At 35.7% G+C, this 22,138-nt stretch carries 22 protein-coding genes and 2 pseudogenes; 13 read left to right on the top strand and 11 right to left on the bottom strand.

The annotated features are described in order from the left end of the window. Window positions 1–113 precede the first annotated feature (113 nt). The 3 genes and pseudogenes from IGK14_RS16785 (at window position 114) to IGK14_RS16775 (ending at window position 2,072) form a co-directional block, all read left to right on the top strand. Window positions 114–335 carry a hypothetical protein gene (locus tag IGK14_RS16785; protein ID WP_160806155.1) on the top strand — a complete coding sequence of 74 codons (222 nt, stop codon included), beginning with the start codon at window positions 114–116 and terminating at the stop codon, window positions 333–335. 358 nt (window positions 336–693) lie between these two features. Beyond that, the gene (locus tag IGK14_RS16780; RefSeq protein WP_270288497.1) at window positions 694–1,791 is read left to right on the top strand and encodes a hypothetical protein; all 1,098 of its coding nucleotides are present in this window, start codon (window positions 694–696) and stop codon (window positions 1,789–1,791) included. A gap of 69 nt (window positions 1,792–1,860) precedes the next feature. After that, window positions 1,861–2,072, top strand: a pseudogene (locus IGK14_RS16775) (hypothetical protein). 166 nt (window positions 2,073–2,238) lie between these two features. Here the strand turns inward: IGK14_RS16775 and IGK14_RS16770 are convergent. Next, window positions 2,239–2,853, bottom strand: coding sequence for a recombinase family protein (locus IGK14_RS16770; protein WP_270288498.1), 615 nt, complete (start codon window positions 2,851–2,853; stop codon window positions 2,239–2,241). Between the two features lie 237 nt (window positions 2,854–3,090). Between IGK14_RS16770 and IGK14_RS16765 the strand changes: the two genes are divergently transcribed. Both IGK14_RS16765 and IGK14_RS16760 read left to right on the top strand, forming a co-directional pair. Beyond that, window positions 3,091–3,336, top strand: a complete 246-nt coding sequence (locus IGK14_RS16765; RefSeq protein ID WP_225582048.1) for a hypothetical protein — start codon at window positions 3,091–3,093, stop codon at window positions 3,334–3,336. Window positions 3,337–3,439: 103 nt separating this feature from the next. Next, complete coding sequence (locus IGK14_RS16760) at window positions 3,440–3,640, top strand: hypothetical protein (RefSeq protein ID WP_005237664.1); 201 nt, start codon at window positions 3,440–3,442, stop codon at window positions 3,638–3,640. A 147-nt stretch (window positions 3,641–3,787) separates the two neighbouring features. On the opposite strand, the gene IGK14_RS16755 is transcribed toward IGK14_RS16760, so the two are convergent. The 3 genes from IGK14_RS16755 to IGK14_RS16745 all read right to left on the bottom strand — a co-directional run bounded on the left by IGK14_RS16755 (window position 3,788) and on the right by IGK14_RS16745 (window position 7,292). Further along, entirely contained in the window at window positions 3,788–4,684 is an 897-nt protein-coding gene (locus IGK14_RS16755; RefSeq protein ID WP_142437796.1) for an IS3 family transposase, read from the bottom strand. Next, entirely contained in the window at window positions 4,672–5,361 is a 690-nt protein-coding gene (locus IGK14_RS16750; RefSeq protein WP_034879047.1) for a helix-turn-helix domain-containing protein, read from the bottom strand. Before IGK14_RS16750 ends, IGK14_RS16755 begins: the two co-directional genes overlap by 13 nt. Before the next feature lie 131 nt (window positions 5,362–5,492). Further along, entirely contained in the window at window positions 5,493–7,292 is a 1,800-nt protein-coding gene (locus tag IGK14_RS16745; RefSeq protein WP_005237655.1) for a heavy metal translocating P-type ATPase, read from the bottom strand. Between the two features lie 310 nt (window positions 7,293–7,602). Here IGK14_RS16745 and IGK14_RS16740 point away from each other — a divergent pair, with 310 nt between their 5' ends. Beyond that, complete coding sequence (locus IGK14_RS16740) at window positions 7,603–9,150, top strand: Nramp family divalent metal transporter (protein ID WP_141323609.1); 1,548 nt, start codon at window positions 7,603–7,605, stop codon at window positions 9,148–9,150. A 10-nt stretch (window positions 9,151–9,160) separates the two neighbouring features. Then, window positions 9,161–9,589 (top strand): universal stress protein, encoded by a 429-nt coding sequence (locus IGK14_RS16735; protein ID WP_005237651.1) that lies wholly within the window; start codon window positions 9,161–9,163, stop codon window positions 9,587–9,589. Window positions 9,590–9,832: 243 nt separating this feature from the next. Here IGK14_RS16735 and ltrA read toward each other — a convergent pair whose 3' ends face one another. The 4 genes and pseudogenes from ltrA to IGK14_RS16715 all read right to left on the bottom strand — a co-directional run bounded on the left by ltrA (window position 9,833) and on the right by IGK14_RS16715 (window position 14,370). Next, window positions 9,833–10,939, bottom strand: coding sequence for a group II intron reverse transcriptase/maturase (gene ltrA, locus IGK14_RS16730; protein ID WP_225582047.1), 1,107 nt, complete (start codon window positions 10,937–10,939; stop codon window positions 9,833–9,835). An 848-nt stretch (window positions 10,940–11,787) separates the two neighbouring features. Beyond that, a pseudogene (locus IGK14_RS16725) lies at window positions 11,788–12,777 on the bottom strand (IS30 family transposase). Between the two features lie 308 nt (window positions 12,778–13,085). Then, window positions 13,086–13,457, bottom strand: a complete 372-nt coding sequence (locus IGK14_RS16720) for a hypothetical protein (protein WP_016612373.1) — start codon at window positions 13,455–13,457, stop codon at window positions 13,086–13,088. Window position 13,458: 1 nt separating this feature from the next. Then, window positions 13,459–14,370 carry a ParA family protein gene (locus IGK14_RS16715; protein ID WP_005237640.1) on the bottom strand — a complete coding sequence of 304 codons (912 nt, stop codon included), beginning with the start codon at window positions 14,368–14,370 and terminating at the stop codon, window positions 13,459–13,461. A 552-nt stretch (window positions 14,371–14,922) separates the two neighbouring features. Between IGK14_RS16715 and IGK14_RS16710 the strand changes: the two genes are divergently transcribed. From IGK14_RS16710 to IGK14_RS16690, 5 genes are all read left to right on the top strand, one after another. Next, window positions 14,923–16,422, top strand: a complete 1,500-nt coding sequence (locus tag IGK14_RS16710; RefSeq protein WP_192415568.1) for a primase C-terminal domain-containing protein — start codon at window positions 14,923–14,925, stop codon at window positions 16,420–16,422. Between the two features lie 135 nt (window positions 16,423–16,557). Next, window positions 16,558–16,845 (top strand): PrgN protein, encoded by a 288-nt coding sequence (locus IGK14_RS16705; RefSeq protein WP_012481689.1) that lies wholly within the window; start codon window positions 16,558–16,560, stop codon window positions 16,843–16,845. A 3-nt stretch (window positions 16,846–16,848) separates the two neighbouring features. Then, window positions 16,849–17,163 carry a hypothetical protein gene (locus tag IGK14_RS16700; RefSeq protein WP_142437834.1) on the top strand — a complete coding sequence of 105 codons (315 nt, stop codon included), beginning with the start codon at window positions 16,849–16,851 and terminating at the stop codon, window positions 17,161–17,163. 1,199 nt (window positions 17,164–18,362) lie between these two features. Next, window positions 18,363–18,797: a hypothetical protein gene (locus tag IGK14_RS16695; protein WP_438712701.1), complete on the top strand. Its 435-nt coding sequence runs from the start codon at window positions 18,363–18,365 to the stop codon at window positions 18,795–18,797. A 345-nt stretch (window positions 18,798–19,142) separates the two neighbouring features. Further along, complete coding sequence (locus IGK14_RS16690; protein WP_333719104.1) at window positions 19,143–19,496, top strand: nucleotidyltransferase family protein; 354 nt, start codon at window positions 19,143–19,145, stop codon at window positions 19,494–19,496. A 572-nt stretch (window positions 19,497–20,068) separates the two neighbouring features. Here the strand turns inward: IGK14_RS16690 and IGK14_RS16685 are convergent. After that, on the bottom strand, window positions 20,069–20,155 hold the full coding sequence (locus IGK14_RS16685) for a type I toxin-antitoxin system Fst family toxin (protein ID WP_115224856.1): 87 nt from the start codon (window positions 20,153–20,155) through the stop codon (window positions 20,069–20,071). Window positions 20,156–20,276: 121 nt separating this feature from the next. Between IGK14_RS16685 and IGK14_RS16680 the strand changes: the two genes are divergently transcribed. Further along, window positions 20,277–20,510 (top strand): hypothetical protein, encoded by a 234-nt coding sequence (locus IGK14_RS16680; protein ID WP_005237737.1) that lies wholly within the window; start codon window positions 20,277–20,279, stop codon window positions 20,508–20,510. 525 nt (window positions 20,511–21,035) lie between these two features. Here the strand turns inward: IGK14_RS16680 and IGK14_RS16675 are convergent. Together IGK14_RS16675 and IGK14_RS16670 are read right to left on the bottom strand one after the other, a co-directional pair. Continuing rightward, the gene (locus IGK14_RS16675) at window positions 21,036–21,680 is read right to left on the bottom strand and encodes a S41 family peptidase (protein WP_333719105.1); all 645 of its coding nucleotides are present in this window, start codon (window positions 21,678–21,680) and stop codon (window positions 21,036–21,038) included. A 57-nt stretch (window positions 21,681–21,737) separates the two neighbouring features. Then, window positions 21,738–21,992 carry a hypothetical protein gene (locus IGK14_RS16670; protein ID WP_333719106.1) on the bottom strand — a complete coding sequence of 85 codons (255 nt, stop codon included), beginning with the start codon at window positions 21,990–21,992 and terminating at the stop codon, window positions 21,738–21,740. Between the last annotated feature and the right edge of the window lie 146 nt (window positions 21,993–22,138).

Here is a 22,138-nt window from a genome sequence, read left to right as displayed (position 1 = left end):
TCCTTTCAAATTTTTTTCAAAAATATTTGTTATGCTATACTTAGATCTGCGAAATTAGACTTATGCTGCCCGTTATTGAAGTTTCAGGCAATGCTCTTTTTGGGGGATAGATAATGGAAGAAGAAAAAATTTTTGAAAAGCGCTGGCAACTTGCTTCAACTGAACAAAGAGCGAGATACAATAGTCTGCTGTCCTACTATCCTACTGTTGATTGGACCTACAAAGAAAAGAAGTATCTGTTGTGGTTGTGTCAGCTTGATATAGATACCTTTGAGACGTTTGAAGTGATTCTAGATAAATTTAAACATAGTAATGAAAAAAGAGCGAATCTATGAAAGATCCGCTTTTTTTGTTTGTTATCTTTGTATCTTTTGTACTTATGCTGCATTGCTTAGAACGCTTTTATATTCCCTGTAAAAACTTTTAAAGATCCTCAAATAGGACAAAATAACTTTGCTTAAACGTTTGTATAGATTTTGATTAGAGGCAATCAAACAGGTAATACTGTTTATCTCAGAGAAGAAGAACTTAGAATTTAAAAGAATTTGCTAAACAAACAGGTCTATCACGAAAATTAAGTGTAAAGAATGAGTTTAGCAGCAGTTTTGCATTTGAAAGAGTGTGTCATCAATTCGATTGGTGTATGATTTAAAGAGGAGACTAATTACAGCTATTCAATATAGGAGGTTTTGAATGAAAAATAAAAAAAATAATGAATTGTATGCATTGGAAAAAGCTATACAGATTGGGAATTCTAAGCATTCAGTTACAAAAAAAATAGCCTCGAGACTCTCCGGCGATTTTATTTATAGAGAAATTGAGGAACGACCAGATTTTGTAAAAAAAACTTTTCAAAATGACAGACGTGATGAATGTATTGTTGGTATAGAGCACTTTAGAGTAGATCACCTTTCTTTGCAAAAAAAAGACGGAAGAGTGGGATCGACAGGAATAATGCATAATATTGAGTCTAAAAGTGTCTTTAATAGATGGAATTCAAAAATAGGTGAATCTCCAGAGATTGATCTTGCAGCAATTAATGATATTCAAAATCTAATTTGGAATCAGTTTAAACGCGTTAATAATACCGATTATCCCACTTTTATTAGTTCTTTTAAGTACTCATTAAATAAGCATATGGCAAAAGTAGAATCATATAGAGAAGAACTGAAGAAAATAGCAAATGGGAAAAAAATAGAACTAGCTTTTTTGATTGAGGTACACAGTGAATTTAAAAATAAATACTTGACCAATAAAAGAGGTACTAAAAAAAGTTTAACAGGCATTATGCCTATGTTTAATGATGTCGTCGAAATGTTAGAAAGAATTGATAGTAAAGAAGTTGATTATATTATTCTTTTGTTGTGTGAAACTCAAATAAACGAAAATACAGATGTGATTGCATTTAAAACTGGTGATATTTATAAACAATTAATTAATCAAAAAAAATATATTTATGAATACGCTGGTAAAGATTTTTTTAAGCAAGCATTTTCAGGAAGTTCCGAGAATTTGGAATCAAAAAATAGAGTTTATCACAAAGATGACGATATAATAATGGATTTCAACTATGATAAATTTAATCAAGATGATCGTCAACAACTTGAAGATATTTTCAGGTGTTGTGAAAGAGTTCGTAGTTTTGAGAAACAAGGTAAAAACTATATCACAGATGTATCGGTTCAAGCTGCTATTGATATATACAGAGAAATTATTTTTGAGAACCGATCAATCAGTAAAGATATAATAAAAGAAAGAGAAAACGAATTTTTCAATAAATATTTAAACTAGTTTCTTTCTATTAAATAGAAAGTTTCTACTTAATAAATATATTTTAAAAATTTTAAAGGAGGACTAGTTATCGAAGAAGAAAAAATTCTTAAAAAACCTTGGAAGTTAGTTCAAGTGAGCAAAAAGCAAGATATAACAGTTTGATATCCTCCTACCCTAATATTGACTGGACATCTAAGGAAAAGAAGTACTTACTTTGGTTTTCCCAACTAGATATCGATACATTTGAAGTGATCCTAAATAAAATTAAACGTAGCAGTGACAAAAGAGCGAATCTATAAATAAAATTGTACCTGTAGATAGGACACTTGTAAAAAAGAGTGTCCAACCTACAGGTACAATTTTAGTTTACGGTCACTTCTTTTATTTTAATTGTATTACTAAATAAAATTCTATTGAATAATACAAGTGTAGCCAGTTTTACAGATAAGAAACCAGCATGATCATCTAATCGATGTTGACCGCGCTATCTTCTTTTATTCTATAAATAGTTTGTCTTGTTACATTATGATCCTTTGCAATCTTTGAGATAGCAACTCCATTCTCAAGATCCTGAACGATGCTTTTATAAACAAGGCGTCGTTGAGGATCTTTTGTGTCTGCACTGTATAACTTAGGACGACCTTTATAGACGCCGTTTTCTTTAGCAATCTTTATCCCTTGTGCCTGACGACGTTTGGATTCAGTACGCTCTTGTTCGGCAATCATGGCCAAAATCTGAATGATTAGGTCTTTGATAAATTTATCCAGGAGAGGATTTCCGATTGCTTCAGCCATGATCGGCAAACTGGTGATAATGAGTCGCACATTTTTCTTCTTTAGATAATTAACTGAATCGATAATCTCGTCATAATTGCGTCCAAGTCGATCGATGGCTTCTACAATAAAAATATCTTGCTCTCTGACAAAATCTAAAGCTTCCTGGAAAATTGGACGATGACTAATAGTCGCTCCAGATTGTTTCTCGATGAAAATTTTTTTAGCACCAAACTTTTTCATTTCTTCAATTTGCCGTTGTTCATTTTGATCGATTGATGATACTCGGATATATGCAATTTTCATTAATTTTTACCTGCTTTCTCGATCTATATAAAATACACCCTAATCATACATTGGAAAGCCATATTTTTCAATGTTATATACATGTCTATTTAGGGTACACTTTAAACATGCAATGAGCTTTTGAATTGTAAATACTAAATAGTTTATAATAGAAGAAAAAATGGAGTGGTGAATCCCTAGATTGAAAAAAAAGATAAGTACTATAGATTATTACATATGACATCTGAGTCAGGATGGATGAATTTTCCAGAAATTGTAAAAGAAGTTCAAAAGATAAGAGCAGCTATTTCTGATGGTCGAGCTTCTCCTATGAACTACCATGATGCAAATGGAATAAAAGTGATTGATCAAGAAAGCAATGTAAGGAAGTACTCAACAATTAACGAGTGCGTGATCAATGAAAAATTATGTAGAGCGACCATAATGAAACACATTAAGAATAGAAGCAAAGCAAAAGACGGTAGAACATTTAGCACCTTCTAAGTTTTTTCATAATTGTTTGTTATGATATACTTAGATCTTCGTCATTAGACTTGCGCTGCCCGTTATTGAAGTTTCAGGCAGCGTTCTTTTTGGGGGATCGATAATGGAAGAAGAAAAAATATTTGAAAAGCGCTGGCAACTGGCTTCAAGTGAGCAAAGAGCAAGGTACACCAATTTGCTGTCGTCCTACCCTACTGTCGACTGGACATATAAGGAAAAGAAATACTTGCTTTGGCTGTGCCAGTTAGATATAGATACCTTTGAAACATTTGAAGTGATCCTAGATAGAATTAAACAGAATTGATCATAAACAAGCGAATCTGAACTGCTCCCTGTCAAGTAGACAGTCAAAAAAAACAAAAAGATTTGTTCGAGTTTCACTCGAACTGGCCTTCAGAGGAGATAGAGAAAGTCCCTTTCTCTATCTCCTCTTACAGGTTAATAAAAAGACTTAAGCGACAGCCTTACTTCTGATTTCCATCGGAGTGAGTCCGTCGTGTTTTAGTGTGATACGTTTGTGATTATAGAAGTGAATATAGTCTTCCACGTCCGTGACCAAAGCTTCTCTGGTCGCATAGTTATTCAGGTAGTAACGCTCTGCTTTTAAAGTGCCCCAAAAGCTTTCGATTGGTTGGTTATCTAGACATTTCGAAACTCGTGACATACTTGCGGTAAATTTGTACGTATCTCTCAATGTTTTGTAAGCATGAGAAGTATACTGGAACCCACGGTCACTGTGGATCAGTGGTCGTGCTCCTGGGTTGGCTTCAAAGGCCTGTTTTAGTGTATCCATGACGATTTCATTATCATTTCTAGGACTCAATACATAGGCGATGATAGACTTGTCCCAAAGATCAACGATCGCACTCAGAAATTCTTTCTGACCATTCCCATATTTAAACTCAGTGATGTCTGTACACCAAATCTGATTTGGGGACGTGGCGGCGTCGAAGTTACGATTCAAAATATTCTCTGCTAGATGAATAGGATTTGACCGTTGCCAAGACGGACGCGGTCTTCTAATAACCGAATAGAATCCTAGAATACGCATAATACGGTGAATTCGTTTGCAATTATAGCGCGTTTCCAGCTTTTTATTCACAGCCACTGTCATTCGGCGATAACCGTAGATTTTCTTACATCCAAGATGGATTTCAGTATTGACTTCAGCGATGTGTTGCGTTTCTTCATCCTGGCTAGTCGGAACACGTTTGCTCCATTTGTAATACCCCTGCGTTGAGACAGTTACTAGTTGGCAAAGTCGGCTGATTGGCCAACCACGCTCTTCATTAAGCTCTTTGACTGCTAAAAATTTCGCTTCTTTTCGAGATAGCGCTAGCGTTTGAATCGATCCCGAATTTCTTGCAACTTTTTTTGGATAGCCACCTCCATCTCAAGGTGTTCTTTTTCTGCTTGAAGCTTCTTATTTTCTAGTTTGAGACAATCTAGCTCTGTTAGTTCCTCTAGACTCTTTTTGCGACCACGTCCGTCTTTCAATCCTTCTTGTCCAAGTGATTGGTATTTTCGCACCCACGAATAAACCTGTTGGTAACTCACCTGATACTTCTCGATTGCCTTATCATAGGCAAGTTCATGAGCAATCGTGTACTGCACGATTTCAATTCGTTCTTTATAGTCGGTTTTTCTGCCTTTAGTCATACGGGATTTTGACCTTCCTTTGCTAGTGGATTTAACTTCGCTACCACTAGTATACTTGGAAATCCACTTATTCAAAACACTGTTACCTGAAATAGAATACTTTTTGACTACAGACAGTTTGGATTCCCCTCCGTCTATGACGGCTTTAACAGCACATAACTTGGTTTCCTCTGAGTATGTCGTCCACGTTCTAAGTTCCTTAAGTCGTTCAGAACCACCTTCTTCGAACTTACGAAGCCAATCATGCAAAGTCCCGATACTGATACCGATTCTTTTTGCTTCAGCATTTCTAGATATCCTCCCTTGTAACACTTGATTAACAGAATATAATTTTTCATCAACGCTAAACTTTACTCTTTTTGACATATAAAAAACTCCCAACATAGTAGTCTAGAAATTTTTGTTTTTTCTAGTGTCTACTATGTTGGGAGCATATCAAAACAATTGCTGGATTTTCTGGTTTATTGTCGCTGAATCATTCTATCTCAGCCTCTTTACTATTTTGTATCATTTCGTGCTCGTAAAGCCGATAAAATCGCAACCGTATCTATCACTTCTTGTAAAGCCGCCCCTAATAATGTTGGAATGATTCCAAAGCTAGCTATTACCATTAATACACAACAAATAATGATACCAATCAATACCGATTGTTTCGCTACGACCATTGTTCGTTTAGCAATGTCTCTGGCTTGAGCTACTTTAGCCAAATCATCTTTCAAAATAACAATATCTGCACTTTCACTGGCAGCTGTCGAACCATGCGCCCCCATCGCTATTCCGATATCCGCTACGGAAAGAGCTGGAGCATCATTTACTCCATCACCGACCATGACTGTTGGTCTAAGTGGCGCTGGGATTTCTTGAATATAGGCGATTTTATCTTGCGGTAGACAATCAGCATGCACCACATCAATGCCTACTTGGTCTGCAATACTATCTGCTACTTCTTGCTTATCTCCTGTTAATAAATGGATGCTCTCTACTCCTTCCGCCTTTAGCATTTGCATCGTTTCCTTTGCCTCTTGACGGACTTGATCTTTCATAGTCACATGTCCTATCATGACACCATTCACAGCAACAAATACCGCGACTTCGTTTGTTAAGCGATGGACATCTTTCTTCCCTACGAAGGTCGATTTACCTACTTTTACTTCGTTTCCTTCAATAAAGCATACGACACCTTGACCAGTCACTTCTTCCAAATCTTTCACTGGCAATAATGCCACACCTTTTTCTTTGGCTTCCCGAACAATGGAGCGTGCAATGACATGCCCCGATTCTTGCTCCGCACTGGCTACGAGTTGTAAAAATGTTTTTTCCGTATAACCACTCGTATAAGATAATTGATCAATGTAGAGCGCTCCTTCTGTTATTGTCCCCGTCTTATCAAATGAAAAGCTTTTAGCGGTTGCAAGTTTTTCGATGGTTGTCCCATTTTTCACCACGATACCATTGCGGCTAGACCGACTCATACCTGCGACTAGCGCAATCGGAGCAGCTAAGATTAAAGGACACGGTGATGCGACTACTAGGACTTCTGCAAAGCGTACCGGATCTTTAGAGAAAAACCATGCCAAACTACCAATCACATACGCAATAATCGTGAAAGGTACCGCATACCGATCTGCTAAACGAACAAAATTGGCCGGTTTTTGAGCCGATTCTTTTACTAATTTGACCAATAATTGGTATTGACTATCAGCAGCTACTTTAGTTACTTTAAAACGAAATGCTTGATCGCCATTTAGCGACCCTGACATCACTTCATCGCCAATTCCTCTTTCGACTGGTAATGACTCACCTGTTAAAGAAGATTCATCCAACGTCGTCTGACCTTCTTTAATCACACCATCCACTGGTACAAGCTCACCTGGTTTAACTAAGACAAGCTCACCGAGTTGCACCGTCTCAGCTTTGCAATCAATGATTTCCGCTCCCTTAATCACATGAGCAAGTTGAGGGGAATGGCTTAACAATTCTTGTAATTCTTTACTAGCTTGTCGGCTAGCATAATCTTCTAGACTATCTCCACCAGTAAGCATAATTAGCACAACTAAACTAGCCCAATATTGACCGACCGCCAATGTCGCTACAATGGCAGTAATAGCCAAAATATCCACACCGTATTTTCCCGAACGCAGTGTAGCAATCATGCCAATCAACATTTGAATGGCAATTAACCCACCCGTAATCGCTACAATCATATAAGCTATTGTCGGATTTTTGAATAGAAATTCAGCTAGTAAGGCTGCGAAACCGATTGTTAAAGTTAGAATAAATCGTTGGTAATTTTTCATTGTTCTCCTCCTCTATTTCACAAAAAGAGTGTAGCACCACAACTTTTCGAATGATAATATAATCCTCTAATTGATAACGATAATCAGATGCAACTATCAAAATCCTATTTTATATTATATTTATTTCAATTTAATACGTTAATCCACTAGGTAGTTAGAGTTAAACGTCGATGTGCCTATCATTTTTTTTAGGCATTCCGAAAAAATCCTTTTCTTTTTTTCATTTGAGGAGTAAACTAGCGTTGAAAAGAAATGAAAGGTGGTTATCTTCTTGAGTAAAAATGAAAATCATGCTCATAAGCACAAGTTGATGGAACACGCCAATGGTCCATCACTTGAGGAAATAAATGGGACGGTCGTTGTTCCTAAAGGTATGGGATTTTGGAAAACATTGTTCGCATACTCGGGGCCGGGTGCACTTGTGGCAGTCGGCTACATGGATCCGGGAAACTGGTCCACTTCTATTACTGGTGGACAAAATTTTCAATACCTATTAATGTCGGTGATCTTAATGTCTAGCTTGATTGCTATGCTTTTACAATACATGGCAGCTAAACTAGGAATCGTCACTCAGATGGACTTGGCGCAAGCGATTCGAGCGCGTACGAGCAAATCATTAGGTATTATTTTGTGGATTTTAACTGAATTAGCGATTATGGCCACAGATATTGCCGAGGTTATCGGGGCAGCTATTGCCTTATACCTACTATTTGATATTCCCTTATTGTATGCTGTTTTTATTACCGTCTTTGATGTCTTGTTGCTTTTATTGTTGACAAAAGTCGGATTCCGTAAGATCGAAGCAATCGTGGTTTGTTTGATTTTTGTCATTCTTTTTGTCTTTGTCTATCAAGTTGCTCTATCAAATCCAGATTGGGCTGCCGTGATGAAAGGCTTTATTCCAACAAGCGAAACATTCTCTTCATCGAAAAGTATCGGCGGTCAAACTCCTCTAACAGGCGCACTAGGAATTATTGGAGCAACTGTGATGCCGCATAATCTGTACTTGCATTCGGCTGTTTCTCAAACACGTGCCATTGATCATAGCGATGAAGATGATGTTGCCGAAGCAGTTCGCTTTACCACATGGGATTCTAATATTCAATTAACGATGGCTTTCTTTGTTAACTCGTTGCTTCTTATTATGGGTGTTGCTGTATTTAAAACTGGTGCTGTCCAAGATCCATCCTTCTTTGGATTGTATGAAGCCTTATCAGATCCTTCAACTTTAAGTAATGGTATCCTAGTTCAGGTTGCGAAATCTGGTTTATTGTCTACTCTCTTTGCAGTTGCGCTACTTGCATCTGGTCAAAATTCTACGATTACTGGTACTTTGACAGGACAAGTAATCATGGAAGGTTTCATTCATATGAAAATGCCGATTTGGTTACGGCGCCTTGTTACTCGTTTAATCTCGGTGATTCCGGTTTTAGTCTGTGTGGCGTTAACCAGTGGTAAATCGGCTATTGAAGAACATACTGCGTTAAATACGTTAATGAATAATTCTCAAGTCTTTCTAGCTTTTGCCTTACCATTCTCAATGGTCCCACTACTCATGATGACGGATAGTAGTCTTGAAATGGGTGATCGCTTCAAAAACTCATGGATCATTCGCTTATTAGGTTGGATTTCAGTCATCGGATTAACATATTTAAATCTAATCGGATTGCCCGGACAAATTGAAGGGTTCTTCGGTGACAACGCAAGTAAAACAGATCTTGTCATTGCAGATAGCATTGCCTACTTTACGATAGCTATTGTGCTTCTTTTGTTGGCATGGACAGTTTATGATCTATATAAAGGAAACAAAAAATTAAATGCGCGCATTCAATTAAATAATATGCGTGAAACGGAGTAGGAGGAGCAATATGTATGCGTTCAAACGAATTTTAGTTGGTGTGGAAGAGTCAGAAGATGCGTTAAAAGCCTTCCATTATGCTGTCCATCGCGCGAAACTAGAAGACTCTTCGCTTATCATCGCACTTGTTTTAGAAAACGAAGACATTAATACGTATGAAATTCTGGATAAGACCTTTTTAAAGAACGCTCGAGAAAAATTAATTCGCCAAGGTGAAACCTATCGTACTTACGCAAAAGAGCAAGGACTAACAGATGTGGAAGTTCTCATTGGTCAAGGAAATCCGGGTGAAGTTATTGTCAAAGAATTTATTCCAATTTCAAAGGCTGATTTATTAATCATTGGTTCTAAATCACGTAACCCTATCCGGAAATACTTAGGCACACAGGCTAGTTACATGGCGAAAAATGCGACAATTTCTGTTTTAGTATATCGTTAAAAAGAGGCGGAAACAGAATTATTTATCTACGAGCAAAAAGACCATAAAATCCAAAAGTTATTTTGAACTGCTCCCTGTCAAGTAGACAGTCAAAAAAAACAAAAAGATTTGTTCGAGTTTCACTCGAACTGGCCTTCAGAGGAGATAGAGAAAGTCCCTTTCTCTATCTCCTCTTACAGGTTAATAAAAAGACTTAAGCGACAGCCTTACTTCTGATTTCCATCGGAGTGAGTCCGTCGTGTTTTAGTTGGCGCACATGTGCGTTTCAATCACAAAGCTTTTTCTTTTGCGTACCAGTTTCATTGTGAATCCGAGAAAATCAGATTTCTGTTTCTTTAGATTCACTACCTTTGATTTTTCAGCACTTATATCAAGTTTCAGTCGGTCTTTTAACCATAATTTAGTGGCTAGAAAGATTTTGTCTGCGTCACTTCGTTTTCTACAGAAGATTTTGAAGTCATCTGCGTATCTAACAATATAAATCTCTTTTAGTTTCGAAGCACGCAGTGCTCGATATTTGTTGCTCTTAATCCATTGCTTTCTTGTTTGATGATAACAATCGTAGTTTTTCCTAGTCGGGTGTGTTTCCCATTGAGAAGATATCCACCAGTCCAGTTCATTCAAAACAACATTGGCAAGAAGTGGAGAGAGAACACCGCCTTGCGGGGTTCCTTTCTTTGGATGTTCAATGCGTCCATCCCTATGAATAATAGGTGCTTTAAGCATTGCTCGGATAACACCTAGAAGCCATTTATCACGTACCCCTAATGTCCAAAACTGTTTAATAAGTTTTGAATGGTTTACGTTATCAAAGAATCCTTCTATGTCTATGTCTACTACAAAAGTTAGTTTTGAAAGTTGCGCCATTCGTACTGCTTGAGCGAATGCATGATGTGCCGACCGGTTAGGTCGGAAACCATAGTTCTTATCATGAAACTTTGCTTCCATGATCGGTTCTAAAACTTGTAGTAGACACTGTTGTATGATTCTATCCCATATTGTTGGTATACCTAGTGGTCTAGTTTTCCCATTTGGCTTAGGAATATCTACTCGTTTAACTGGTTGCGGTTTATATTCTGAAAATTTTGTTTGAACAGTTTTTATAAACTCGATATTCGGTATTGCTTTTAAATCATCAATATTCTTTTTGTCGACGCCTGGGGAAGTACTACCAGAATTTCCTTTAACATTCCGAAATGCCAATAGAATGTTATTAGGAGAAGTGACAATTTCCATAAGGTTACTGAAAATTTTGTTCTCGCTACTCTCTTTGTAAAGAGAATCAAAGCTATCAATAAGACCATAATATTCCATATGGCGAATTGAATGTGATGCTGATACGTTTTCCATAGCACCGCCTCCTTTCGGACGTCGGCGTTTATTTTGTCATACTCGATTCTATGGATTGTATCATAACTGTTAGTAAAGCAAATTGACTTGTGGCTATCCCTCCACAGCTTATTATCACTGCTTCATAGGTACTGTGCCACTACTCTCACTAGTGTAAATGAGCTTATTATTCTTCGTCTCAACCGTTTCAAAGGAAGTTAGTCCTCCACGACACTAGCTTTCAACGTTCCAATGATTTTATCCCTACATTTACTTTTAGGCGCTCACTCTGAACCTGTAACTTTCCAATGCCTACTACATTGCACGGTTGTTCATATCTACGATTCTTACTTAACCGCAAGCTACACCCTTTGTCACAGTAATATTTGTGCGGGTAAGATACATTTCTGTACCCCAAGCTTATAGATTCGTACATTCGCGAGTTCGTCAGTGCAGCTGCACATTCTCACCATGAGTAATTTCTGGACTCCCGGCCTATAGGTTACACCATTCACCGCTGAACAGCTTTCGATTGCATAATGCAACTGCGGTAACTCTCAGCCGACTTTACCGAGCTTTTGACAATTCCTATTCTAACTTAAGGTATTGCCAATCGGAGTATCAGAGGGAGCGCTTCAGGGCGTTACACCGTCATTTCACTCCTCAAATCATTAGTTCTACACAAGAAAATCTTGTGTGCCTAACCTTTTCAGTTAGGAACGTTTCGCACCATAAAATGACTTACAGTCGATACAAAGAATATCTCGTGAGGGTTCTTTAGTATAGTCAAACCTTGGATTTACGCCAAATTGCATAACCATGATAAATCCCCTTTTCTAAAAAAAGATACGTTTTATATACGCAGATTGTCAAATTAAGTGCAACACCTTGTCATAAAAGACCTCATAAGGTGTTTTCCAACCCAAACACTTCTTGGGTCGTAGATTTAGTTTAGAAACAAATAGATCCACTGTACTGTCTAATACTTCAGTTAAATCTTGCCCTTTGGGTAGGTATTCTCGCAGTAGTCCATTAGTATTTTCATTTGTTCCCCGTTGCCAAGGACTATAAGGATCCGCAAAAAAACAGTCAATACCGCATGCTTTACTAAATTCATGATAAAGCATAAACTCTTGTCCCCTGTCAGGCGTAATCGTTTTAAGATTTGCTTGTTTGACCCCGGAAAACAAATCAATAATTGTCTTCTTGACCGATTTAGAGTCTTTTTTTGGTGTCTTCTTTGCCAGAAGAAAACGTGATTTCCGATCAACAAGTGTGACCAAACAAGTTTTCCCTTAAGCACCAATCACTGTGTCGGCTTCCCAGTGACCGATTTCACTTCTTTTTTCTGCTGAAATTGGTCGATCGTGAATTCTAGGGGCATCGTTGAATTGTCCTCGTCCATCAAGAGCGCTTTTTTTAGGCTTTCCTTTGCGACGCAGCTTCCTTCTAGCCTCTTTACTATCTTTTGTAAAACCATCATTGAATAATCCACGATAGATAGCGCGATAAATCGTGTTATAGCTAATCGATTCACCGTTATTTTCTAACTTGATTCTCTGAGAAATTTGTTCTGGAGACCATTGGTTTTCTAAAAATAACTTTCTAACACATTCTTTTAATGGAGAGGAATCTAGCAATCGCTTCTTACCACAACGTTTCTTATTTTTCTTGTATGTTTTTTGAGCAACAGATGGTGAATAAGCGCGTTTCTTTGTCGAGTGACGTTTTAACTCACGCATGACAGTTGAAGGGTTTCTTTTGATAAGCCGTCCGATACGGCGATAAGAAAATCCAAATCCGTGGTATAAGAATATCAATTCTCTTTCATGTGTAGTAAGATGTGTGTATGAAGCCATGGCTAAATTCCTCCTAATGATTGTTCGTCAAACACCATTATACAGGAATTTAGTTTATGGCTTTTTTTGGTGTTGCACTTAAATTGTACATTCACCATACACATTAGAACACACGTTCGCTTTTCTAGTCAAGAGAACACGGCTGGGTATATTTATAAATTATAAAATATAAATTATAAAACAATATTTATAAAACCTCTGCCAGCGAGTAATTATGTGTATTTAAAGGCTTAATTTTTGTTACAATTTATAATTTGCAAAATATAAATTATAAATTGTACTTTACAAAATATAAAAAGGAAGAAGATTTATATCTTCTTCCTTTTTTCTTTCTTATATATCCGTTCTCTTTCCTGATCTTTCTTACGCTCTAATATTCGGTTGTAGGTTGTTTTTTGATTGTGATCGAAACGTGCAGTTCTTTCGTGAATTAATTCTTCGAGTAGTTCATAGGTATAATCATTATCAGTAGTATCAAGCAAAGCAGTAAATTCGCACCAGACTATGGCTGGTATACCAAGCGACTTGTTGTTTATCTTTAATACGTCTTCTTCAGGGTGAATATTTTCTAGTAAATCTGTGTTGTCAGAAGTAAATGCTGATTTCGGTTTAGGGATTTCTTTATAAGAATTATCAGGTTTTTGCTTTGAAAAGAAACCTGGTTTTGCATTATCGGTCATGTTAGTTTTCTCCTTCGAATAACTTTATTCTATGAATGAAATCTTTTGCTAAAGGTACAAAAACTTCTTCATAAGCAAGTTTGTCCCAATAAGTGTCAGTATTTAAACCTGTCCTCGGTGTTGTTTGCACTCGCTTAACATGTGGTAAAATATTATCAAAAAGGTTTTGATCACCAAACTTTTCGATAGCATCATTGACAACTTGGCGATCTATACTACCTTTACTCAACTGATTTGGAAGTATTCCAACTATTTCAGTCTTACAATCAAATTTTTCAACAAGTGGAGTGACTTCTTCTGATATATAATCTTCAACGCCATCTAAGCTGTCAGATTGAGTTTGAAAAGCCATAATAATATAGTCAGAAGCGTAAGCAGCATTCCTAGTGAAATCAGACATAGTAGGTGGGGTATCGATGAGAACAAAATCGTAATCCGGCTTGACTGGTTCAAGTAAATCTTTCAAGACTGAAATTCTGTTTTTTTCGACCTCGATATAATCAGCGTCTATTCCTTCTATAGCGTCCCCATAAAGCTTAGTTAAATATTTTGGAAAGTTTTTAAAATCTATATGTGATGGAATGCAATCCAAGTTTTCAATTATTGGAAGAACTAATTGTTTCAAATCTCGTTCAACGATTCCAGCTAGCATAGTTTTTTCAATAATGAAAATGTCATCGTCTTTAGAGTGATAATTTTTAGTCAACAACATTGTCTTTGTAGTATTTGATTGCGGATCGGCATCCACTACCAACACTTTAAATCCCATATTAGCAAGTACATAGCTCAAGTATCTTATAATAGTAGTTTTACCTACTCCACCCTTGGAATTTGCTACAGTAATAGTTAATGGTCTTCTGACGACATTTCTATATTCAAAAACAAATTTCAAGTTTTCTTGCGATAATTCCATTAAACAAACCTCCCGTTTATAAAATATAAAATATAAATTGCAAAATATAATATATATATCTGTCTAAGAACATTATACCAGAAGGAAATATGTTGTCAATTATATTTTATAAAGTATAGTTTATAAAATATAATTTATAATCAAGCCACTTGATAATCTTTACAAATGTTTAAAAATAGGGTAACTTTGTAGTATAAAAAAAAGGTTTACAGCATTAAAAAAAAGTTTACACTTTAAAAGAAAATTACATAAAAAAAAAGAGACGGATAAAAAAGTGAAATTGGCCTCACTATTCTATCTGAATCACATAAAAAGCCTATGTGTTCTCGCTCGTCTCAGAAGTTATGTAAGTGGCTGACAACCACTTATGTAATTTTGATAAGTTTTTCGGACTGACAATCCGAACTTACAGACTTATTCTACCATTTTTTGACGAGCAACTCAATATATACACGCTTATTTTGTCATTCATTTAAGACTTCTAAGCTATTGGGAGAACACAAATCTTTAAGATTATTTGTGTTCTCTTTTAGTTTGGGAAGGAATAAAGTCATGGCAGCTTCTTTGGATGTCGTATATTCGACGGTATTACAAAATGGTATCCGTAAATTTAAATATAAAAACAGCCACTTAAAACCGGTCTCTTTTAGTGATCAGTCGGGAAAGGGGGCTATTTTTGCGTACCGTTCAAAGGAACACATGATCGAGGGGATTGGACTAGTGATCACTTCAGAAGAAGGGGTGATCGAAAACAATAATCGATTCACTCATTGGACACCAAATGTATTTCGCTATGGAACGTATGCTGATGAAGCCAGAATGTTTACAAAAGGTCATTCTGAGGACAATTTACGCCAAATCAATACTTTCTTTGTTGATTTTGACACATTGGATCCAAACTTTGACTACGGAGAAATTATCTTAGCTAGTCACGAGATCGGCTTTATGCCGACAATGATTCTACGTACACCGCATGGATTTCAAGCTTTCTATGTACTAGACAAGCCTGCATACGTGACGAAGAAATCAAATTTTAAAGTGATCAATGTGGCCAAAATGATTTCAAAAAATCTAAGAAACAAATTTTCAAATGATTATCGGTTTCCAGTTGATGTAAATGCCAATCATTTTGGGATCACACGAATGCCTTCTGAAGAGAATGTTTTATTCTTTGAACCACAGTATCGTTATAGTTTCGAAGAATGGATCGACTGGTCAATGAGAGAAGATGCGGACAAAAAAGCGGAGATCAAGAACGTTTTTGTATTACCATCTACTCAAGAATTTCGTCAAGTCGATGAACCATGGTTCCAGCTGTTGCTAAAAAGTCAAAAAATACAAGGTGAAAAGGGCGTATATGGTCGAAATAATGTCATATTCACCTTGTCTTTGGCATACTTTTCGTCAGGATACGAAGTAGAAGCATGTGAATTGACGATGTTAGAATTCAATGACCGCTTGGCTAACCCTTTATCTGATCGAGAATTAACCAGAATCATTCGTTCCGCTTACTCCGGAAAATATCAAGCAGCGCACAGAGAAAAAGTTGTCCTATTATGCCAAGAGTGGGTCGATGCCAATCTTTCTGAAGAGCAGCTATTCAATAAAAAACGGGGTTGGTGGAAATTCAAGAAAGAAAGAGCTGTTCGCAAGTACTCACATAGTTATGAATGGGCAGAAGATCTACTGTCCTATTTGAATGAGCAATCCTATGAAGAACAACCATACATTCTTTCTACAAAAAAAGAGTTAACTGAACGTTTAAAGATCCCAAAACGTTCCCTGGACAAAGTACTGAAGCAGTTAAAAGAAGAGAACAAAATTCATTTTCGTGTTCGTGCTGGTCGTAATGGAGGTATTATGCTAGCTTCGATACATGGATTGATGCGCTCCGTTATCCGGCTAAAAAAAGAAAGCCATGGGGCTTATTTCACTGCGATCTCAGAAGCTTTTGGAAGAGAATACACGTTTATCCAGACAGCCCTGAAACGCTTGATAGAACCTAATAGGATCGGTGTGCAAACAGATCTGTTCATGATCGATACAGGTTGAAACTAAAAGGTGCAAATTGCCTTTTACATTATATCTATGATACGTTCCTTTTTTTCTCCGCCTTGCTTGCTGGTCTTAAGAAAGAGTAGTATTATTATCGCAAACGTAATAATATGGTGGGAGGTCTTTCTGACTATGAGTATCAATACCTTTGTATATCCCTACCCGATCAATGTATTTATTATTTCGCGGCTAGGGATGACAGTAGAGCAATTTTGTGAGTTGCATGGCTATAAGCAGAGTACAGTAGCAAGTTGGGTAACAAGAAACCGTACCGTAAAGACGTTGCCTTGTGATTTTTTGTATTGTCTTAGTCTTTCTTCAGGCTGGTCGATGGATGATGTTTATCGTCATTTATTGGTATTGGAGGAGAGGTTTTTAAAGAGTATTGATCCAAAGAAGAAGAAAGAACAGGTGGACTGATTCATGACGGAGGAGGAGTTATCTGTTCTTAATAGAATCAAAGAATGGTCTGTTCTTTTGAAGATTTATTATGGTATTCTGTTCTTTTCATTTGTTACAGTAGGCTTAGTTTCTCTTTTGTTGACTTTTTTATCGTTATGGACGAATATGATGTTATTTTTATATTTACTTTTACTGTTTTTCTTAGGATTAGGGGGAGTAGGTACTGCCATTCTTGATGATTATAAGTGGTCATTGTTTAGTGGAATTTGCAGGAGAATGAAAAAAAGTGCAACTGTTGAGTCTTATGAATGTTGGAAGAAGGAATTGAAGGTATAGATATATGTATCTATAAAAGCTGAGTAAAGAATACTAGGCTTTCTCTTATGTTTTTAAAATGTATACAGGTGGAATATGAGTATTATTTGGACAGGTAGTATTTTTGTCAGAAAAATGGTGTAAATAGATCTATAGTAAATTCCTAAAGGATTGCGTCCGCATTTTTAGTTTTCAAGAAACCATGTGAGTTACTGTGGCGATTACTTTATCTAACATAATTAAAAGTGTCTTTAACGTTGAAGTTGATCCATTTTCAAAATGTATTGCTATTTTATGTATAGTTGTTACAGTATATCTCTTAGTTTTTAATTATAGCGATTTACTTGACGAATATAATGTGTATGAATAATCATTAAAATTTAAATTATAATATCGGTTAACATAAAAAAAAAGTTCCAAAATGATTTTCTCAAAGGAAGGATAAAAATTGTTGATCAAAATGCTACCACTTTTAATACTCATAGGGTTTTATATTTTTATTAGTATTAAGATAAGAAATGCGAATGATATTAGCAAAACGACTAAATACGTTTTCTACTTTTTTATTGTTTTGGGAGGGGGAATCCTCCTTTATATTGCATTTGTTTTCTTATTTTTTGGTATAAATTTTTGAGGATGGAGGAGATGTAATAGTTATGAAGAAGACACTTGTTTTCTTTAAAATACATTTATAATACTAGTATCTAATCCAGCAAATTCGACAGTGGATAAATTCATATCTAGCGATTATGAACTATCTCAATTTATAATAGATTCGTTAGAGAAGAAGAATCTATGTGTTGTCAGTGATTGAAATCAGGATATATATTTGGTTTTAAAAATTGATCTTATTAACCAAGATCGAGATTTATTAATACAATAGGTGAGGCGTTAAATAGAAGTAAAGAAGAGAATAAACTTCACTATACTAATAATTTAGAATATCTAGAATATCATATGGAAAACAATATGGACTAGGGAATAAATAAGATAAATCCTATTGATCATTTAGATAAAGCTCGTAAAATGCATGACGGTTGTTACAAATAGAGGGGGATAATACAATATGAAGATTTATATAAAGTGTTTAGCACAACCAAAACCCACTAACATTATTTGCACCGTTGTTTCTGAATATTTTAATTGTTTATATTTATTATACCTAAGAAGTAACAAAATATACGACTAAAAAATAAACAGACTGAAAGAAGTGAAAACAAATGACAAAGGAACGGCTGCAAATTTATATTGATCCTGAACATAGAGAAGCATTAGAAGAATTAAAAGAACTGTTAGCAGTGGAAGATTCAGCAACGGATAGTGCCTTAATTCGCTATATTATTTTGGAATTGTATCGATTAAAGACAAAAGAAAATATCCAAATGCGGGCACTTTTAAACCGTTTGGATGAACTTTTAATTTATTCAAATAGTTTTGCGGAAACGATGGACGTCGATATTTTTGATCTCGAAAATTCTGAAAAATACAAAGAAGTAAAGGCACAACAAAGAGGAAAATGGGCGAATAGTCGGCGAAAAAAAGCAAAAAATAAATCACAAAAAAGACCCGTTAATAATCAAAAAGAGAAAGCAAAAGAAGAAAAAAAAAATTCAGAATCGCTCACTTACAATGATCTGATTGCGAAGTATTTGTAAAAATTTGTCTTTCAAAAAGGACGATCGATGGTGGTACCTAGAGACTACTTTTCGCAAAAATGACTACTTGAGTAGTCTCTGAACAACTCCCTGACAACTGCTAAAAACTATGCTGTGATATCACATTTATTTTCTTCAAAACGCAATAGGCACAGCCTATTTTCCCACTTTCAACATGAGAGTGGTGCGTTTACCTTATGCTCTTTCCCTTTTTTGATCTAAAAGAAGCAATCGATTTACCTGTTCCTTCACTTTTTTATCAATATTTTTTCCTAAACGGTGAGTATAATTGTCGCTTTTCATTTTTATTTTAATATTCAAATTGAAGACAAGGAGTTCGGTTAGTTGATTTATATAATTAGTGACATTCAAAAATTATGTACACCAATATTTTTAGAATGGAAAATAAAAAAAGCTTTTTTGTTTGGGTCATACGCTCGAAACGAAGCAACAGAAACCAGTGATTTAGATATTTTAATCGACGCTGAAGGGTCTTTGCTCCACAATATATTTGATGTGATTCGGTTAAAAAGTAAATTAAGTAGCGCATTAAAAAAAGAGATAGACCTTATTACACTACGTGCAATCAACGCAGAAACAAACAAAAAAAGAAACCCTCTTCTCAAAGAAAATATAGAAGCAGATTGTGTAATGATTTATGATTTTAAAACGAGCGACTCATTTAAAGTAAAGGGTTGAAGCGCAGATATCATTGATCGTTTTTTACAAAACTTTTGTTTAGCTAGAGAGAAAAAACTTTGCAAAATAGTTTACTTTCGTTATGATAAAAAAGAGAAATGGCGTACAGCGTTTGCTGTGCAGACGCTGTAGGATTTTTGCGCTAGCAAAAAATCCTTGTAGCCTTTCTGGGTCACTTCAGCTCGCACAGCAAGCTGAAGTGACCGTGACCCCCATTTACTAATAGGGGGGTTAGGAAACGACTTCCTACATGTAACGAGGTCAGAAAAACCTCAGTGCTGCAAGGGATTGAGCAATTTTAAAGTTGGTTACATTTTTGACCGATAAAAGTTGAGAATGTAACCAACTTTTTTAGACAGAAAATCGCAAATAGTTTCAATGTGAAAAAACGATCGGTACTGATTGCTGCATTTTGATTTTTTCAAAATTTCTTGCTATAATAAATGTGCGAAGCGATATTAAAGAACAAGCATGTTTACACCAAAAAGCCCTCCTACTGCGAATAGGAGGGCTTTTTTTGCGCTGTTGCGACTCCAGCGTTGGGGCCAGAAGGCAACTGCTTCGACTATCGGCTAATCGTCTAGCCAGCGATCAACTAGTAAGAGTACTAGACCCACGAATAGTGGAGCGATAATCAGCGATATTAAAGTTTCTAGCATATTTACACCCCCTCACGGGGCAGTTGCCATTAACGAGTATAACATGAACAATTCAAGTGATCAGTTGTTTCTTTATTTTCTATTGCCTTTATAATAATCCATAAAAAGAGGAGTTGATCTTGTGCACGGTGAAGAGGATTCTCGGCTAACCTATGAACTTTCCCGCTACTTGACCAATACAGAATGGGATCGAATCGAGCGAACCAAAAAAATTTATGAAAGGATCAAGAGTGAGGAAGAACTGAACCGACTCAGTAAATCCACAAAAATCCCTTTCGACCATTTACTGCTGATCATGCAAGGTGAGATCATAGCGGACGACTATACACTAAAATTACTAGAAGAAAACATGTAGTTTTCTTACTGCATGTTCCTCTACTTTGATTGCTGCATTCAATCGGTTTCTCTTGGCAAAGCGAATTCATGTATACTAAAAGAAAAACAAACGAGGTGGCACCCTTGTGACAACGGACAGATAACCAAAACAAATGTTGACAGTAAAAGAACTTGCTGAATTTTTTGGTATCAGCAGACAAGCTAGGTCGTCCCGATTTGCTTGAAGCGTTCGAAGTTCCTGACACAGCAGCTGCACGTATACTAAGACTAAAAACTGATAGACCAACATTAAGAAAAGAGAATATATTATAGAAAATATAACTCTAAGGTGGAATAGTTATGGGTAAATTCTTTTCAAAATATGATTATTTTTTATATTTTATTGTCGCTATTTTAAGTTTAATCGCATTTCTAGCAAGACATAGTACAATTTGGTTAGTGTTATTTTTCGGGTGGTTAAGTATTGGATTTACTCATGTTGCAAGAAAAAAGCACAAGTAGCAAAGTAAAAAAAACTTGCAAAGATTTTTCTTTGCAAGTTTTTTTACTTTAATTGAGATTTTATCCATTCTATTGCAGAACTTTTGCTATTATTTGTTTGAACATCTGGATTAATAGGAACATTTTTATAAATTTTATTTGTTCTGTCTTTTACAAAAGCAGAAGTTATTTGTAATGTCGATCCATCGTATAAATAGACAGTTTGATTGGCAGAAGTGTAACCTGTTGAATCAGACCCAAAAAATTTAACATTAGGGATCCCCTTAAAGCACAAAGCGGTTAATTCGCCAGAACTCCCTGTATTACTGTCTATTAATATGGCAATCGGCACTTTTTTTATTTTTTTGTTATCACTTATTTTTATTGTTGAGATGTTACTGTTTAATTCGCCACTTTTAAGAGTTACAGGCTCTAAATCGTTGTTTCTATCTACATAACTAAATAATTTACCATCTGGTAATATGGCAGATAGACCTAATATCATAGGAGCCATATCTCCTCCTGTATTTCCACGTAAATCAACAATTACGGACTTATAAATTTTCTTATGCAATGCCGTTTCTAAAATAGTAGTATACTCTTCAGCTTCTTTATCACTTCCAGTAAATGCAGGAATAGTTAATACTAAAATATCATTTTCGACTTCTGCCTTGGGTTTTATATATTCTTCAATACTTTTTTTTGACATATTTTCTTCATCTTCAATAAACGAATGCTTGCCTCCTGCAACTCTAATCGCCTTTTTTTAATTAGGGATTGTTTCTGCATAATCTTTAGCATTTGATGTTTCTTGTATCGTATTTTTTTTAGTTTCTACCCATTCTTTTGAGTCAGTGAACAGCCCAAGTTCGTCCATGTTATTTAGGGCAACTTGTACATACTTCTGAGGGGATGGTGGTACTAAATATATGTTTAATTTATACCCCCAAAAATAGATAATCCCTAAAAATAAAACACATATTGTCACTACAGCTAATAAAATACGCTTCACTATTTTCATACTAAGTATTCTCCATAAATGATTTTAACATTATTAAAACATAATTTGGATGGAAAACCATGGACCTTTCGACCGATTAGTGATAAAAACTATTAGCGTTCATTTTTCTCTCTAATCTCTAAATAGTTGCTTATTATATTTTTTTC

The organism is Enterococcus sp. DIV0970a, from assembly GCF_051711265.1.
Lineage (GTDB): Bacteria > Bacillota > Bacilli > Lactobacillales > Enterococcaceae > Enterococcus_D > Enterococcus_D casseliflavus.
Note: the sequence above shows the minus strand (reverse complement) of the source record. Positions and strands in the feature narration are given on the sequence as shown.